The following is a 14648-nucleotide window of genomic DNA, read 5'->3' on the forward strand; positions in this document are numbered from 1 at the left end:
TTTAGCTCGTGATACAGCAAAATTAGGTACAGATGATGAAAAACAAAATATCCTTAACCTTGCTTAGCTTCCTAGCCAACTTTGTGATGGCAGGCTTTGCAACCCAGTTCGGTATGCTTATTGAGCCTATCAGCGAAAAATTCTCAGCAAACGTCAATGAAGTAGCCTCTATATTCTCACTGCTCAATGGTGGCGCATTGGCGGGCACTATTGCCGCCTTCTTCTTAATTGAAAGAATCGGCGTCAAACGTATTACCCTGCTGAGCTACATAAGTATTGCACTGAGCGCCGCAGCGCTGCACTTCACCGGATCACTCAGCGTGGTCATGATCGCCATGACTGTTATCGGTCTTTGTGGTGGTGTGGGCCTTTGTATTGCGGGTACCATTGTGGTTTCGGTATGGAAAGACAAGATCCAGAGCACCATGTTAGTGGTTCAAGATGCCACCTTTAACGTGGCTGGAGTAGTATTTCCGCTGATTACCACTTACGCACTAAGCAATGCCCTTTCTTGGAGTTACAGCTATCTGGCAGTAGGTATTGTAGCCCTTGCAACGGCTGCAATTGCACTCGCTACCAACTTCGAACTCTGTGAAGCCAAGGGCGAGAGTGGACAAGATAAAGAAAAGTCAGAGTGGAACCTTGGGATCATTAGCGGCGGTTTAGGCTTATTCTTAGGTATGTTAGCCCTATACACCTTCCTGACTTGGGCGCCGATGTTCGTTAAAACTAAGTTCGATATTCCATTTGAAGACGCGGGCAACATCATTACCCAGTATTGGTCTGCCGCTCTAGTAGGTGCTCTCGTTTCTACCGTGATTGTTACCCGAGTTAAGATCCAGCACTTCCTGATGGGTGTGATTTCTCTGGCTTTCGTGATCACGACACTTATTGTAACCACTGAAAACCTAAACTGGATTGGCTATTTGACCTACGGTTACGGCTTTGCTTGTGCCGCACTTTATAACGCCTTTATTGCTTACGGCGTGTCGTTTGTGAAAAATGCCAGTAGCCGTAATGTTTCCTATATCTTAATCAGTGGTAGTGCTGGCGCGATGTTTAGCCCAGCAATTAGTTCATTATTTGAAAGTATCATCGGCCTACAAACTGTGATGTATGCTATTCCGGTGATCTATGGATTAATCATCCTGATGCTAGTGTTATCAAGTCGCCAAAAAGTGGCATTAACTCAGCAAACAGCGTAACGGTTAATACACTCGATAGCTCCAAGCCAGTTTAAGGGTTGGAGCTATTCGATAAAGGCTTTCAATCCCGCAAGATCACAAATAACCAACCCCTCTCTCTCTCGCTTAATTAGATTAAGATCTTCGAGTTTTTTTACCGCACGACGATAAACCCTGTCGGTTGTCGCGAATCGTTCAGCCTCCAAATAACACTTAGTAAAACCTTCTACTGGCAGGTCATTTAAATACTGATGATAAAGATCGTAGGCGATGTTATATGCGATGGGGTACAACATGCGGCGAGTGAAGATATCCACCGTATCTTGGTAGTCGATAGCGATAGCACTGGCAAAAAATAGCGCAAACTGCGGGGTCTTCACTAACGCTTGCTGCAGCTTTTCGCCATTGATGATTGAGATCTCTAACGCTTCTTCGGCAATAATATCGAGCTGACACAAATAATCGGTAAAGAACTCCATCTCACCAAATATCTGTGAGTCACAGGTCATGGTCCCCAACTGAAAGCTACGGCCATTTCTCGCCGTATACCCCATGGATATACGCCCATAATTCACTAAGATCAGCGCATTCACCTGCTGGCCCTGTTGCATCAACTTATACTGTGCCGGAACGGTCTTGGTCTCAGTAATACAGTCTCGCATGGTCTGCTCGATAGCATCATGCTCTTGCTGCCATAAAGAGTGAAAGCGTCCTTTGGCGAGTGGTTTTAGCTGCATAGTGGTATTAAGTTAACTGGGAATTGCCGATAGATGACGTAATTATACGCCTATAATCGCCTTAACCCTAAATGTCGCAGTAGGCTAAAACATAGCAACCTCTATGATTTAGTGGGGAAGTGTACTCAGTAGTCGCGAGGCCAGCCTGAAAGTTTGCAGTTCAGGCTGGAGCATTACAGAGATTATTCTGAGGCAAGTTCTGGGTTGTTGCGGTTACGGTATAGTTTAAGCAGATGATAAACATTAATGCAGGCAACGAACGCATTCATCCCGGCGACAGGCCAAGCTTCAATAGATGCGCCATAGATGACGAACAATGCACAACCAGTAAAGTTTAGACATCTTAGCCAAATAATGTCTTTCATCATCAGTGAAATCGCAACCATCACTGATGCAGAGTAACCGATGATTTCAATAGTATTAACAGCTTCCATAAGGCACCTTCTATTAGGCCCTATGCCTTCCCTAAGCTAATCGGGGGATCCGTGCCCCTAAAGCGGCTCAAAATTTGAGTTTAAGTTAAATTATCTGAGTACATGCTAACAAAAAAGCACACTAACTGTAATAAAAAAACGTCATATAATGACCCAAATCATGTTTTGGACGAATTTTTAACCAGTAAGACGAAATATTACCACATCACAACCGAACGACGTCTTTATAGGCAATTGCGTGATTGATAACTCTTTTATTTTTAAGAATCCCTTATATACTGAGTGAAACTACTTGTTTGCTCGGACTTCTGAGCATCTCTATCTATCAGGAGTGTTCTTATGGAATACAACACCTCAGAACTTTGTGACACTTATATCGATGTTGTTGATGTTGTCGAACCCATGTTCAGCAATTATGGTGGTTGTAACTCTTTCGGTGGTTCTATCAGCACCGTAAAATGCTTTGAAGACAATGGCCTTATCATTGATGCACTTCAAGAAGATGGAGAAGGGAAAGTACTACTCGTCGATGGCGGTGGCTCACTTCGTCGTGCACTACTGGACTCAACAATTGCAGAAGCTGCTGTTGCGAACAACTGGGAAGGCATCATCATTTACGGCTCTGTGCGCGATGTCGATGCATTAGAAGATCTGGATATCGGTATTCAAGCATTAGCCTCGATTCCTGTCGGCGCAGATAGCAATGCCGTTGGTGAATTAGAGATCCCAGTAAACTTTGGTGGTGTAACTTTCTTACCAGGCGATCATGTCTATGCCGATAACACTGGTATCATTCTGTCACCAGAGCCTTTAGATATCGACTAATTGCCTTTGCTAAAGCAATATGAGTATGAGCCAGTCCTATGTGACTGGCTTTTTTATGCCTTAAGCAAGGTAAGCTTGCAGCCAAAAATTTAGCCCTTAAACTAGAGGCTAATATAAGCTCACTATAAGAATAACAAGATGCAGTATTTAAACCTCTTCAACACCACTAAGCTAGCAAGCCTACTCAACACTCGTGAGGGTGAGACAAAGCTGGGTCAAGTCGTTCAACTAGCAGATGCTTCTCAGGACCTAAACACTAATTTAACTCAAGCGAAAGCCAATGGTGCCCGCTTTGTGATCATTGGGATAGGTGAAGATATTGGTCCCCGAGCTAATTTAGGGCGCGGTGGTGCTAATGATGCCTTCGACAGCGCGATGGCACAGTTCCTCAATTTGCAATCGAACCGTTTCTTAAGCGGTGAGCAATGTATAGTGCTAGGCCAAGTCGACACCCAAGATCTACAGCTCCCAGCTAACGCAAGTACAGAGTCATTACGAAGCAAAGTCGAACAATTAGATCTGCGGGTTATTACGCTGCTAACCCAAGTGTTTAGTGCAGGACTGGAGCCTATCGTCATAGGTGGGGGTCACAATAACGCTTACGGCTTACTGATGGCAGCCAAAGCAGGGCTTAAACGCCCTATTGCGGCGGTAAATCTGGATCCACATTCTGACTTTAGACCCAAAGAAGGTCGCCACAGTGGTAACGGTTTTAGTTATGCAGCAGCTTCAGGCGCATTAGGCTACTACCATGTTCTAGGCCTGCACGAGCTTAAAAATAGCGAGACGACACTAGAGCAACTAAAAACCTTTGGCGGCCACTGGCATAGCCTGCAGCAAATTTGGATTCGACGCGAACTGAGTGTCGAGACTGCCGTAAAAAGCATCGCGAAAGATCTGAACAATACCCAACTTCCCGTCGCAATTGAAGTCGATCTGGACGCTATAACCAATATGCCAAGCAGTGCTTCCACTGCTGCTGGTGTCCCCTTACTCGATGCCTTGTTCTATGTCAGTTATATCGCTAAACATTGCCCAACCGCATACTTACACCTAGCTGAAGCCGCACCTAGCTGCCACGTTGCAGGAGCCGCGGCGGGTCACCGTGAGACTGGCCAGAGTATCAGCGAACTGCTCTACTCCTACATTAGTGGACGTATAAATGCACTATAAGCATTAATAATTATTCAACAATTACAAATAGTGTGTTGTAATGCGCTGTCAATTTTGCGATAGCCCGCGTAACCACTCATTTTCTTATTATCGTAAAGCGGATAGTTAACCTTCGTCACAGAGTGATAGATGAAAGATTCAGCAATCCGCTTCGATGGCTTACAATCGCACCAATTTAATTGCTAACGTATAGGAACAGATAGATGTCAGAGGACACTTCAAACAGCACTCATTTCGGTTATAAAACTGTTGAAGCTGAAAAGAAAGCCGACTTGGTTGCTGGCGTATTCCATTCTGTCGCAGCAAAATACGACATTATGAATGACGTTATGTCTTTCGGTATCCACCGTATGTGGAAACGCTTCACTATCGAAAGTGCAGGTGCACGTCCAGGCATGAAAGTATTAGACCTAGCTGGCGGTACCGGTGATTTAACGGCTAAGTTTTCTCGTATCGTTGGTGAGACTGGCCAGGTAACTCTAGCCGACATCAATGACTCTATGCTTAAGGTTGGTCGTGAAAAGCTACGCGACAAAGGCATTGTCGGTAACGTCAATTATGTTCAAGCTAACGCTGAAGCACTGCCGTTTCCAGATAACCACTTTGATATCATTACCATCGCTTTTGGCCTACGAAATGTGACCGATAAAGATGCAGCTATCGCTTCTATGCTACGCGTACTAAAGCCAGGCGGAAAGTTACTTGTGCTTGAGTTTTCAAAGCCTCAGCATGACATTATGCGCAAAGTATATGATATCTATAGCTTCAAAGTGCTACCAAAGATGGGTTCTCTAATCACGCAAGATGCAGACAGCTATGAGTATCTAGCGGAGTCAATCCGTATGCATCCAGATCAAGAGACTCTGAAGCAGATGATGGAAAATGCAGGCTTTGAGCAGGTCAACTACACCAATATGACTGACGGTATTGTTGCCTTACACAAGGGCTACAAATTCTGATAGGACTCACTATGTCTCGTGACTTGTCATTATTGGCCTGTGCCGCAATAGAGATCAGCCTAAACAAGCTGATCTCTCAAACTCCTGAAGAATACGCTAACTTACGTAGCATTCATGGCAAAGTCCTATGCATCCAGCTATCACAGCTTAGCTGGCCGCTGTATTTTCTATTCGCCAAAGAGATCCTAGTACTCTCTCGCTACGAGGGCGAAGTCACCACTAAGGTGAATGCCGATGCCACCACCCTCTACCAACTGACAGAGGGCGCAAATCTCACTGAACTCATCAAACAAGACAAGCTCAGCCTCGAAGGCGATTTAAATCTGTTACAGACATTCAGCCACTATATGCAGCAGGTTGATGTTGACTTTGCAGAGCCCCTTTCACGCTATATTGGTGATGCGCCAACGCACTTTATTCACCAAGGTATTAAGCAAGCCAAGCGCGATTTGACGAGTGTACTGTATAAAACTCGTTCACATATAGGCCAGCTTACGACCGAGGAGTATCGGCTCGCTCCTCACAAGCTCGAATTTATCCATTTAAGTGATAGAATCGATGACCTCAGCGCCGATGTGGAGGCGACTGCGACACGGATAGACCAGCTTATCAATAGGGTAAAAACCAAACCATGACAGTAAAAAGTATCAGGCGCGCTTATCACGTAATCCGTACTGCATTGCACTACGGGCTGGATGATTTAATTCCCTCTAAGTTAACGCCTTGGTACTTCAAACTATTAAGGTATTGCTTCTTCTGGCTACGAAATCAACATAAAGATAAAGTGGGCGGTGAGCGCTTAAAGCTTGCAATGCAAGAGCTTGGTCCGGTTTACATCAAGTTCGGCCAGATGCTATCGACACGTCGAGATCTACTATCTGATGAGTGGGCCGAAGAGTTGGCGATGCTGCAAGACAGAGTCCCTCCGTTCGATTCTGCCATTGCTAGAGCTTCGATAGAGAAAGAGCTGAATGCCCCCATCGATTGTTATTTTGATGATTTTGATGATACACCTCTAGCTTCAGCCTCTATCTCACAAGTACATACCGCCACATTGAAATCTAATGGTGCTGCCGTCGTTTTAAAGGTATTGCGTCCAGACGTCGAGAATAAAGTCAGCGCCGATCTACAACTGATGTCCCAAGCTGCAAACGTTCTTGAAACCCTATTAGGCACTAATAATCGTTTGCGCCCTGCCGAAGTGGTCGAAGATTATCGCACCACCATTGAAGGTGAGCTAAATTTAAAGCTTGAGGCACTCAACGCCATCAAGTTACGTAATAACTTTATCGATTCGAATGCGCTCTACATCCCCTACATGTACGAAGAGTTATGCTTTACGCGCCTTATCGTTATGGAGCGTATCGACGGCATCCCTGTATCGGATAAAGTGGCACTTGAAGCACAAGGCACCAACCTTAAACTGCTAGCTGAGCGCGGAGTTGAGCTATTCTTCACTCAAGTTTTCCGTGATAACTTCTTCCACGCAGATATGCACCCAGGCAATGTCTTCGTCAGTAGAGAACACCCTAACGACCCTTTCTATATTGGTTTAGATTGCGGCATCATGGGCACACTAACTGAAGAGGACAAGCGCTACTTAGCCGAAAACTTCCTAGCCTTCTTTAATCGTGACTATCGCCGTATCGCTCAGCTCTACATCGAATCAGGCTGGGTATCTCCCGACACTGACGTTGCGGCTTTTGAACAGGCGGTAAAAGTAGTTTGTGAGCCGATGTTTAATAAGCCACTTGATGAGATCTCATTCGGTCATGTCTTGCTGGAACTATTTAGAACTGCCCGCCGCTTCGACATGGTCGTGCAGCCACAGCTAGTTTTACTTGAGAAAACATTACTTTACATAGAAGGACTTGGGCGCCAGCTCTATCCTCAACTCGATTTATGGCAAACGGCTAAGCCTTTCCTTGAACAGTGGATGTCTGAGCAAGTCGGCCCCAAGGTGATGACGGCTAAGGTTAAACAAAAACTGCCATATTGGGCAGAACAACTGCCCGAACTACCCGAGCTAATCTATGACAATTTAAAAATGGGCCGCGACCTATCTAAAAATCAAAATAAATTGTTAGATCGATATCTCAAACATCAGCAAAAAGCGCATAAAAGTAACTATCTTTTGATTACATCGGCTGTTTTAGTGATCTGTGGCACTATTTTGTTAAACCAAGACGCTACACTATGGCCCTCTTATGGCAGTATTGGCATAGGCATCACTCTGTGGATGCTGGGATGGCGATCAAGACCAAAGAATCGCAAACTTTAGCTAGACCTAAATAACTAAAGGTTCATAATAGAACCAGTATCTAATCAAGAGGATTCATCCATGGGTGGCATTAGTATTTGGCAACTTCTTATCATTGCTTTAATTGTCGTATTATTGTTTGGAACTAAGAAGTTACGTTCATTAGGCGGTGATTTAGGTGGTGCAGTTAAAGGCTTTAAGAACGCCATGTCTTCTGAAGAAGAGAAGAAGGCTCTAGAAGAAAACGCAACTGACAAACCAGCTGCTGACACTGCTAAAGTGACAGAAACTGCAAAAGTTGCAGAGACAGCCGAGAAAAAGGCTGAGTCTAAGGGCAAAGAACAGGCGTAATCGACTATGTTCGACGGTATCGGCTTTATGGAGTTGCTGCTGATTGGGATCTTGGGCCTAGTTGTACTTGGCCCTGAGAGACTCCCAACCGCAGTGCGCTCAATTTCTAGCTGGATCCGCGCCATGAAAAAAATGGCTAACTCGGTAAAAGACGAATTAGAGCAGGAGCTTAAGATTGAGCAACTGCACTCTGATTTGAAAAATGCAGAGAGTCAGGGTTTAAAGAACCTTTCTCCAGAGTTACAGGATTCAATCGATCAATTAAAAGAAGCGGCTCAATCCGTTAATCGTCCTTATCAAGTAGAAGACGTTCCTGCGGCGAAGGATACTCCTGCCAAAGAAACTCCTCCTGCAGAGACAAGTTCGACAACGAGTGCTAATTCAGACAAACCTAACGGGTAGTCCATGTCACAACAGCAGCCATTAATCAGCCACCTGCTTGAGTTGCGCACTAAGTTATTGCGAGCAATTGGTAGTGTTCTTTTGGTGTTTATCTGCTTGGTATATTGGGCCAACGATATTTACCATTATATGGCCACACCCTTGATGCAAGCTTTGCCTGAATCAAGCAGTATGATTGCAACCGATGTTGCAGCGCCATTTTTTGCCCCATTTAAATTGACCTTAGTGTTAGCGTTTTTTGTCGCTGTGCCCTACGTCCTTTATCAAGTGTGGTCATTTGTCGCGCCGGGTCTATATAAGCATGAAAAGCGCTTGGTTATGCCTCTGCTAGCGAGCAGCACGTTACTGTTCTATCTAGGTATTGCCTTCGCCTATTATATCGTTTTCCCTGTCGTCTTTGGATTCTTTACTAGCGTGGCCCCTGAAGGGGTTGAAGTTGCTACTGACATCAGCAGTTATTTGAATTTTATTCTAAAACTGTTCTTTGCATTTGGTTTAGCTTTTGAGATCCCTGTGGCAGTTATTCTGTTATGTTGGGCTGGTGTAACCACACCTGCAGAGCTAAAAGAAAAACGACCATATATCGTGGTTGGTGCATTTGTCATCGGTATGCTACTGACCCCGCCAGACATCATCTCTCAAACTATGTTAGCGATTCCAATGCTGATCCTGTTTGAAGGTGGCTTACTTGCGGCACGTTTTTACAGCAAACCAGATGAAGATGAAGATGAAAGTGAGCAGGAAAAATCTGAGTCTTAGTACACTGACTAAATAAGCGTGTTTCTAAAAGGTATTATCTCGTGATAAACGACGTAGATAATACCTTTTTTGTTTTCAGCCCCCTCTTCTATCCCATCACATTTGTGTTTCAATTATCCGAATAAAATGTAAAATCAGTGTGAGTCTATCTATTGGGATAAAAGGAAGTTATTTTTGATGAAAGCACAGCTATTACTACTCACAACAGCATCTTTAATGCTCACAAATACTGCATATGCATCCATCGAAACCCAGTTAGCCAAATGCTCTGCTATAGAAGATAAGCTCGAACGCTTAATTTGTTATGACGCTCTATCTAAAGCCAGTCAGTCTCATAGCACAGCCACAAAATCGCTCCCTAAGGCTGAAACTGTTGCCGTTGCCGCTTCTAGCACTGCGGTAGTCTCTACAACGAGCAAGCCTCAAGATGAATTTGGTAAAGTTAAAAAGAGCCAAGACGAGGAGCTCAGTAAGATCTACTTAGACGTGAGCAAGGTTTCTAAAGATCCCTACGGTGCACTAAAAATCCAATTTAGTAATGGTCAAGTCTGGAAGCAAACTGACAGTCGCTCATATAGATTAAAGGCAGGGCAAAGCGTCTATATTGAAAAAGCCGCACTTGGCTCCTTCATGCTAGGTATAGATGATCGCAACACAACCATTAGAGTAAAGCGTTTAAAGTAATGCCCAAGTATATGGATATAGCCGTCAACTTGATTGGTAGCTCGCTCGAAAAAGATATTCACCGTGTCATTGAAGATGCTGCTGCGCAGTCGGTCACTTCAATGGTCGTTATTGGTAGTCACCTAGAAGAGAGTCAGCAAGCGATTAGCCTGTGTGAGCAATTTCCTCACCAGCTTTATTGTACCGCAGGCGTTCATCCTCATCATGCAAGTGAATGGCAAACAGATAGTGCAGCTCGGATACGCAGCTTAACCCAATCTTTTTGCGTCCTGGCCATAGGTGAATGCGGTTTAGATTACAATCGAGACTTCTCCCCTCGAGAGATGCAACGCAAGGCCTTCGCAGAACAACTTGATCTAGCCTGTGAGCTAAAGATGCCGGTTCTTATGCATGAGCGTGATGCACATGAGGACTTTCTAGCAATCTTAAAAGAGTACCGTTCAGAGCTGCCTGCGGCTCTATTGCATTGCTTTACAGGGAATAGACAATCACTAGAAGCTTACATAGAGCAAGACATTTATCTTGGGATCACGGGCTGGGTCTGCGATGAACGCAGAGGGCAAGAACTCGCCTCAATAGTTCCCTATATTCCTGATGATCGCCTGCTAATTGAAACTGACAGCCCTTACCTCTTACCCAGAAGTATGCGTCCAAAGCCCAAGTCCAGTAAAAATGAGCCTAAATATCTGCCTTATATCGCTCAATATATTGCCGATCTTAGACAACAGAACATCGATGATTTTTCAGCTGTAACCTATAAAAATAGCCGTACGTTTTTTGGTTTAGAGTGTTAATGCGGATTCTGTACCAACTGCTAATTTTAGTACTGCTGTTCTTTACTGCCTATAGTGCGGCTCAAGACCCCCTCTTTATTGAAGAGCATACAGCGGATGAAATTCCACTCACGTCAAAGCTATACATTACTCAGTTCGATGATGCTTCCAGCCTAGAGCAGGTCGAGGCAGTGTCGCCTCAGAAATGGCAAGAGTATAACCCGAAAGCGATGAGAGGCATTGCTAAAAGTGACTACTGGGTTAGGTTTTCGTTAGCTCATAAAGCGAGTGTTCCAAGGGAGCTGATCTTATCATTCGACAATCCACATCTCGATTATATTGAGTTCTATCACTTTAACGGCTCAACACTGCTTAACCAATTTCAGGTTGGCGATAGTTTTCCTTTTAGCAAAAGACCAATTTTAAGTACCCAATTGCTGTACTCATTTAACAGTAAGCAACAAGATACGCATCACTTCTACTTACGAGTTGAGACTTCTGGAACATCCAATTTACCGATAACCTTGTGGAGTAGCGATGCTTACTACCAAGATGCAGAGCGACACTCCATTTTGTATGGCTTTCAAATTGGTGTATTAATGGCTATAGGGATCTTTAGCTTATTAATTGCGGTAATATCACACTCATTAAGCTATAGCTATTATGCGGGCTACGTCCTATCCATTACACTTTTTGTAGCTAGCCTACATGGGCTCGCATTTAGGTTTATCTGGCCAGAGTGGCCACGCATGCAAGAGTTTGCTTTGCCTGCACTGCTAAGCCTTTCGATGATGTTTGCCTTTTTGTTTTCTGAAAAGGTCATGCGCCTTAAATATCACAATCAAGCCATGCTAAGGCTCTGCCGAGTCAGTGCCGCCATGTCTGTATTGCTGCTTCTCATTGGACTGCCACTCGACTACTCAACTGCATTAAACCTCAATGTTTATGCCGTAATGTTATCCAGCATAATGTTAATGTACATGTCACTAGCCCAAGCTTTCAAAGGCAATAAATTAGCCAAGCTTTTTGCCATTGGATGGGCTGGTATGATGTTAGGTGCATTGTTGTCTGGCGCTATCTATCTAGGTTTACTTCACTGGGATCTGCAAGCTAAAACTCCCTTTATGGTAGGGCTAAGCATCGAAGTCATTTTTATGGCTGCCCTACTGGCAATTCGCTACAACGATGAACGTCTAGCGAAGTTACAGATACAACAAGATGCACTGCTTCAGGCCAAGAAGGCTAAAGAGGTCAAAGAAGAGGCACTTCACATTGAGGCCAGGAGTAGCGAGAAGCTAGCGAAAATGGTTCAAGAAAGAACCTTAGAGTTGGAGATCGCCCTAAGGGAACTTAATGAAGCAAATCAAAAGCTCACCGAACAGACAAGAATCGATAGCCTTACTGGCGTTAAAAATCGCGCATCATTCGATAAACGGATTCGAGCCGAGGGGCGAATTAGCCGACGACAACAGACCCCCCTGTCTATTTTAATGCTTGATATCGATCGCTTTAAACTCATTAATGATTCCTATGGACACCTCGCTGGTGACCAAGCACTACGTGCTATCGCCGACGAATTAAAACAAATTTTAAAGCGACCAACCGATCTAGTGTCACGTTTTGGGGGGGAGGAGTTTGCTATTATATTACCCAACACTGATAAGATAGGTGCGCAGCAAGTCGCTGAGACGATAAGAAAAGTTATCAGCAAACTACCTATTAGTTGGGGCGGGAACAGGATCCGCCTGACAGTTAGTATTGGGGTGATCAGTGAAATTGTCACCTCTGAAGAACACACAACTTTATTATTAGAACAAGCAGATAAAGCACTTTATCAAGCAAAGAATGACGGGCGTAATCAAGTCAAATTATACAGCCCTGATCAAGATTAATATCACCATCGTCTGGAGCCAAATGTGAATATTATTACTAGTGCCTACCCACAACGTAGAATGCGCCGCATGCGTAAACATGAATTTAGTCGTCGTCTAATGGCTGAGAATCAGCTAACAGTCAATGACTTGATCTATCCTATGTTTGTCTTAGAAGGTAACAACCGCACAGAGCAAGTAGCGTCTATGCCCGGCGTAGAGCGCCTTTCAATTGATCTACTACTTAAAGAAGCTGAAGAGCTTGTAGAACTAGGCATCCCGCTGATCGCATTATTCCCAGTAACTCCAGCTGAGAAAAAAACGTTAATGGCTGAAGAAGCCTACAATGCCGATGCGTTAGCCCAACGTGCCGTACGCGCATTGAAGGAAGCATTTCCTCAGCTAGGTGTGATGACAGACGTTGCACTAGATCCGTTCACTACACATGGTCAAGACGGTATCATCGATGAAACTGGCTACATCATGAATGACATCACCACTGAAATTCTAGTGAAGCAGGCATTATCGCATGCTGAAGCAGGTGCTGATATTGTTGCTCCTTCAGATATGATGGATGGTCGTATTGGTGCTATTCGTAAGGCACTTGAAGAAGCTGGCCACGTGAATACTCAAATCATGGCATATTCAGCTAAATATTCTTCTAACTACTATGGTCCTTTCCGTGACGCAGTAGGCTCAGCAGGCAACCTGAAAGGTGGTAATAAGCATAGCTACCAGATGGATCCAGCTAACAGCGATGAAGCACTACATGAGGTGGCTTTAGATATTCAAGAAGGCGCTGATATGGTTATGGTTAAACCAGGCATGCCATACCTTGATATCGTACACCGTGTTAAGACAGAGCTGGCGGTTCCAACCTTTGCTTATCAGGTCAGTGGTGAATACGCTATGCATATGGCTGCAATTCAAAACGGTTGGTTAGCAGAAAAGGCTATCGTAATGGAATCATTACTTTGCTTTAAGCGTGCTGGCGCAGACGGCATCCTAACTTACTTTGCTAAACGTGCAGCTCAGTGGTTGAAAGAAGACAAGTAAACACTTCTAATTAAAAACCATATTACCTAATAGGCCAGAGCAATGCTCTGGCCTTTTTATTCCTGCTAGCAAGCCTTTACACCTATCTATAGCAATTAGTGCTTATACGAAGATAGCAGCGCTTCTAGCCATACTCTTCAACCACAACAACCCTCAACCTGTACTCATCATCGAACAAAGCCCTACTCCCCATGAGTGCCTAGCCTCTTAGATGCTCTCTCAAAGGTGTGGTAAGTCTTTTTTAACGATGGATATGGGAGAGATTATTGTCATAAACAGATGCCGACAGCTTTTATTGAAATAGCCAAGAAGCAGTTGCGTTAAAGATTTTACAAACGCCCAAACGCAAATCCTCTCCTATGCCATCCATGGCATTCAAGGATAAGTACTTCCTGTACAAATCCTCTCCTACGCCATCCATGCCATTCAAGAATAAGTACTTCCTGTACAAATCCTCTCCTACGCCATCCATGGCATTCAAGGATAAGTACTTCCTGTACAAAAAAGCCACCTACTCTTATCACATAAAGAGGGGTGGCTTCTTCACTGTTAAATTTTGAGTGAGTCTGGAAATGACAAATTCCAAACGTAAAAAAGCCCGCTACATCGTAGCGGGCTTTCTTGTATTTAGCGCCTGGAAATGACCTACTCTCACATGGGGAGACCCCACACTACCATCGGCGATACTGTGTTTCACTTCTGAGTTCGGAATGGATTCAGGTGGGACCACAGCTCTATGGTTTCCAGACAAATTCTTTTAAATCATGGTGCTGATACCCAGAATCGAACTGGGGACCTCATCCTTACCAAGGATGCGCTCTACCGACTGAGCCATATCAGCAAATATCTTTATATTAAATCGACTTACGCTTTGTCTGCGATTTAACACTACTCTATACGAGTAAAATTAGCGCCTGGAAATGACCTACTCTCACATGGGGAGACCCCACACTACCATCGGCGATACTGTGTTTCACTTCTGAGTTCGGAATGGATTCAGGTGGGACCACAGCTCTATGGTTTCCAGACAAATTTGGTAAATTTAGAAAGCTGTTACTCGCCTTGGCAAGTAATTGAAATTAAGTTTTGAGTCCACACTACATTAAGTGCTTCATTCTAATTTTGTCTTAGAAACATTAGTCTCTCATACAAAACCCATCAGGGTTGTATGGTTAAGCCT

Annotated in this window: 15 protein-coding genes, 1 tRNA gene and 2 rRNA genes; 13 read left to right on the forward strand and 5 right to left on the reverse strand. The window is 44.2% G+C overall.

Annotated elements, in window-relative coordinates; all coding sequences use genetic code 11:
- Window positions 1-35 precede the first annotated feature (35 nt).
- A complete protein-coding gene (gene tsgA / locus JMA39_RS07750) occupies window positions 36-1205 on the forward strand; it encodes an MFS transporter TsgA (RefSeq protein WP_202721251.1) in 1170 nt (389 codons plus the stop codon).
- Window positions 1206-1249: 44 nt separating this feature from the next.
- Here tsgA and JMA39_RS07755 read toward each other — a convergent pair whose 3' ends face one another.
- Together JMA39_RS07755 and JMA39_RS07760 are read right to left on the reverse strand one after the other, a co-directional pair.
- The gene (locus tag JMA39_RS07755; RefSeq protein WP_202721252.1) at window positions 1250-1921 is read right to left on the reverse strand and encodes a Crp/Fnr family transcriptional regulator; all 672 of its coding nucleotides are present in this window, start codon (window positions 1919-1921) and stop codon (window positions 1250-1252) included.
- Window positions 1922-2103: 182 nt separating this feature from the next.
- Window positions 2104-2355: a YgjV family protein gene (locus tag JMA39_RS07760; RefSeq protein WP_202721253.1), complete on the reverse strand. Its 252-nt coding sequence runs from the start codon at window positions 2353-2355 to the stop codon at window positions 2104-2106.
- Between the two features lie 339 nt (window positions 2356-2694).
- On the opposite strand from JMA39_RS07760, the gene rraA reads away from it, so the two are divergent.
- The 12 genes from rraA to hemB all read left to right on the forward strand — a co-directional run bounded on the left by rraA (window position 2695) and on the right by hemB (window position 13468).
- Window positions 2695-3180 (forward strand): ribonuclease E activity regulator RraA, encoded by a 486-nt coding sequence (gene rraA / locus JMA39_RS07765; protein ID WP_202721254.1) that lies wholly within the window; start codon window positions 2695-2697, stop codon window positions 3178-3180.
- 138 nt (window positions 3181-3318) lie between these two features.
- Window positions 3319-4353 (forward strand): formimidoylglutamase, encoded by a 1035-nt coding sequence (locus tag JMA39_RS07770; protein ID WP_202721255.1) that lies wholly within the window; start codon window positions 3319-3321, stop codon window positions 4351-4353.
- 203 nt (window positions 4354-4556) lie between these two features.
- Entirely contained in the window at window positions 4557-5312 is a 756-nt protein-coding gene (ubiE, locus tag JMA39_RS07775; protein ID WP_202721256.1) for a bifunctional demethylmenaquinone methyltransferase/2-methoxy-6-polyprenyl-1,4-benzoquinol methylase UbiE, read from the forward strand.
- Between the two features lie 11 nt (window positions 5313-5323).
- Window positions 5324-5947, forward strand: coding sequence for a ubiquinone biosynthesis accessory factor UbiJ (locus JMA39_RS07780; RefSeq protein ID WP_202721257.1), 624 nt, complete (start codon window positions 5324-5326; stop codon window positions 5945-5947).
- Window positions 5944-7593, forward strand: a complete 1650-nt coding sequence (gene ubiB, locus JMA39_RS07785; protein WP_202721261.1) for a ubiquinone biosynthesis regulatory protein kinase UbiB — start codon at window positions 5944-5946, stop codon at window positions 7591-7593. Before JMA39_RS07780 ends, ubiB begins: the two co-directional genes overlap by 4 nt.
- Window positions 7594-7653: 60 nt before the next feature.
- Entirely contained in the window at window positions 7654-7923 is a 270-nt protein-coding gene (gene tatA / locus JMA39_RS07790) for a Sec-independent protein translocase subunit TatA (protein ID WP_012156988.1), read from the forward strand.
- 6 nt (window positions 7924-7929) lie between these two features.
- Window positions 7930-8325 carry a Sec-independent protein translocase protein TatB gene (gene tatB, locus JMA39_RS07795; protein WP_202721263.1) on the forward strand — a complete coding sequence of 132 codons (396 nt, stop codon included), beginning with the start codon at window positions 7930-7932 and terminating at the stop codon, window positions 8323-8325.
- Between the two features lie 3 nt (window positions 8326-8328).
- The gene (gene tatC, locus JMA39_RS07800; protein WP_202721265.1) at window positions 8329-9084 is read left to right on the forward strand and encodes a twin-arginine translocase subunit TatC; all 756 of its coding nucleotides are present in this window, start codon (window positions 8329-8331) and stop codon (window positions 9082-9084) included.
- A gap of 177 nt (window positions 9085-9261) precedes the next feature.
- Complete coding sequence (locus JMA39_RS07805) at window positions 9262-9768, forward strand: hypothetical protein (protein ID WP_202721266.1); 507 nt, start codon at window positions 9262-9264, stop codon at window positions 9766-9768.
- Window positions 9768-10562 carry a TatD family hydrolase gene (locus JMA39_RS07810; RefSeq protein WP_202721270.1) on the forward strand — a complete coding sequence of 265 codons (795 nt, stop codon included), beginning with the start codon at window positions 9768-9770 and terminating at the stop codon, window positions 10560-10562. Before JMA39_RS07805 ends, JMA39_RS07810 begins: the two co-directional genes overlap by 1 nt.
- A complete protein-coding gene (locus tag JMA39_RS07815) occupies window positions 10562-12433 on the forward strand; it encodes a sensor domain-containing diguanylate cyclase (RefSeq protein WP_202721278.1) in 1872 nt (623 codons plus the stop codon). The genes JMA39_RS07810 and JMA39_RS07815 overlap by 1 nt, the downstream gene beginning before the upstream one ends.
- A gap of 24 nt (window positions 12434-12457) precedes the next feature.
- Window positions 12458-13468: a porphobilinogen synthase gene (gene hemB / locus JMA39_RS07820; RefSeq protein ID WP_028766639.1), complete on the forward strand. Its 1011-nt coding sequence runs from the start codon at window positions 12458-12460 to the stop codon at window positions 13466-13468.
- A 632-nt stretch (window positions 13469-14100) separates the two neighbouring features.
- On the opposite strand, the gene rrf (JMA39_RS07825) is transcribed toward hemB, so the two are convergent.
- The 3 genes from rrf (JMA39_RS07825) to rrf (JMA39_RS07835) form a co-directional block, all read right to left on the reverse strand.
- A 5S ribosomal RNA gene (rrf, locus tag JMA39_RS07825) occupies window positions 14101-14216 on the reverse strand.
- Window positions 14217-14233: 17 nt separating this feature from the next.
- A tRNA-Thr gene (locus JMA39_RS07830) sits at window positions 14234-14309 on the reverse strand.
- Between the two features lie 71 nt (window positions 14310-14380).
- Window positions 14381-14496, reverse strand: a 5S ribosomal RNA gene (gene rrf, locus JMA39_RS07835).
- Between the last annotated feature and the right edge of the window lie 152 nt (window positions 14497-14648).

Source organism: Shewanella schlegeliana (assembly GCF_016765635.1).
Lineage (GTDB): Bacteria > Pseudomonadota > Gammaproteobacteria > Enterobacterales > Shewanellaceae > Shewanella > Shewanella schlegeliana.

Bases quoted from the DNA above. Each gene is read 5' to 3' on its own strand.
- tsgA (WP_202721251.1), top strand. From the start codon at position 36: ATGAAAAACAAAATATCCTTAACCTTGCTTAGCTTCCTAGCCAACTTT.
- JMA39_RS07755 (WP_202721252.1), bottom strand. From the start codon at position 1,921: ATGCAGCTAAAACCACTCGCCAAAGGACGCTTTCACTCTTTATGGCAG.
- JMA39_RS07760 (WP_202721253.1), bottom strand. From the start codon at position 2,355: ATGGAAGCTGTTAATACTATTGAAATCATCGGTTACTCTGCATCAGTG.
- rraA (WP_202721254.1), top strand. From the start codon at position 2,695: ATGGAATACAACACCTCAGAACTTTGTGACACTTATATCGATGTTGTT.
- JMA39_RS07770 (WP_202721255.1), top strand. From the start codon at position 3,319: ATGCAGTATTTAAACCTCTTCAACACCACTAAGCTAGCAAGCCTACTC.
- ubiE (WP_202721256.1), top strand. From the start codon at position 4,557: ATGTCAGAGGACACTTCAAACAGCACTCATTTCGGTTATAAAACTGTT.
- JMA39_RS07780 (WP_202721257.1), top strand. From the start codon at position 5,324: ATGTCTCGTGACTTGTCATTATTGGCCTGTGCCGCAATAGAGATCAGC.
- ubiB (WP_202721261.1), top strand. From the start codon at position 5,944: ATGACAGTAAAAAGTATCAGGCGCGCTTATCACGTAATCCGTACTGCA.
- tatA (WP_012156988.1), top strand. From the start codon at position 7,654: ATGGGTGGCATTAGTATTTGGCAACTTCTTATCATTGCTTTAATTGTC.
- tatB (WP_202721263.1), top strand. From the start codon at position 7,930: ATGTTCGACGGTATCGGCTTTATGGAGTTGCTGCTGATTGGGATCTTG.
- tatC (WP_202721265.1), top strand. From the start codon at position 8,329: ATGTCACAACAGCAGCCATTAATCAGCCACCTGCTTGAGTTGCGCACT.
- JMA39_RS07805 (WP_202721266.1), top strand. From the start codon at position 9,262: ATGAAAGCACAGCTATTACTACTCACAACAGCATCTTTAATGCTCACA.
- JMA39_RS07810 (WP_202721270.1), top strand. From the start codon at position 9,768: ATGCCCAAGTATATGGATATAGCCGTCAACTTGATTGGTAGCTCGCTC.
- JMA39_RS07815 (WP_202721278.1), top strand. From the start codon at position 10,562: ATGCGGATTCTGTACCAACTGCTAATTTTAGTACTGCTGTTCTTTACT.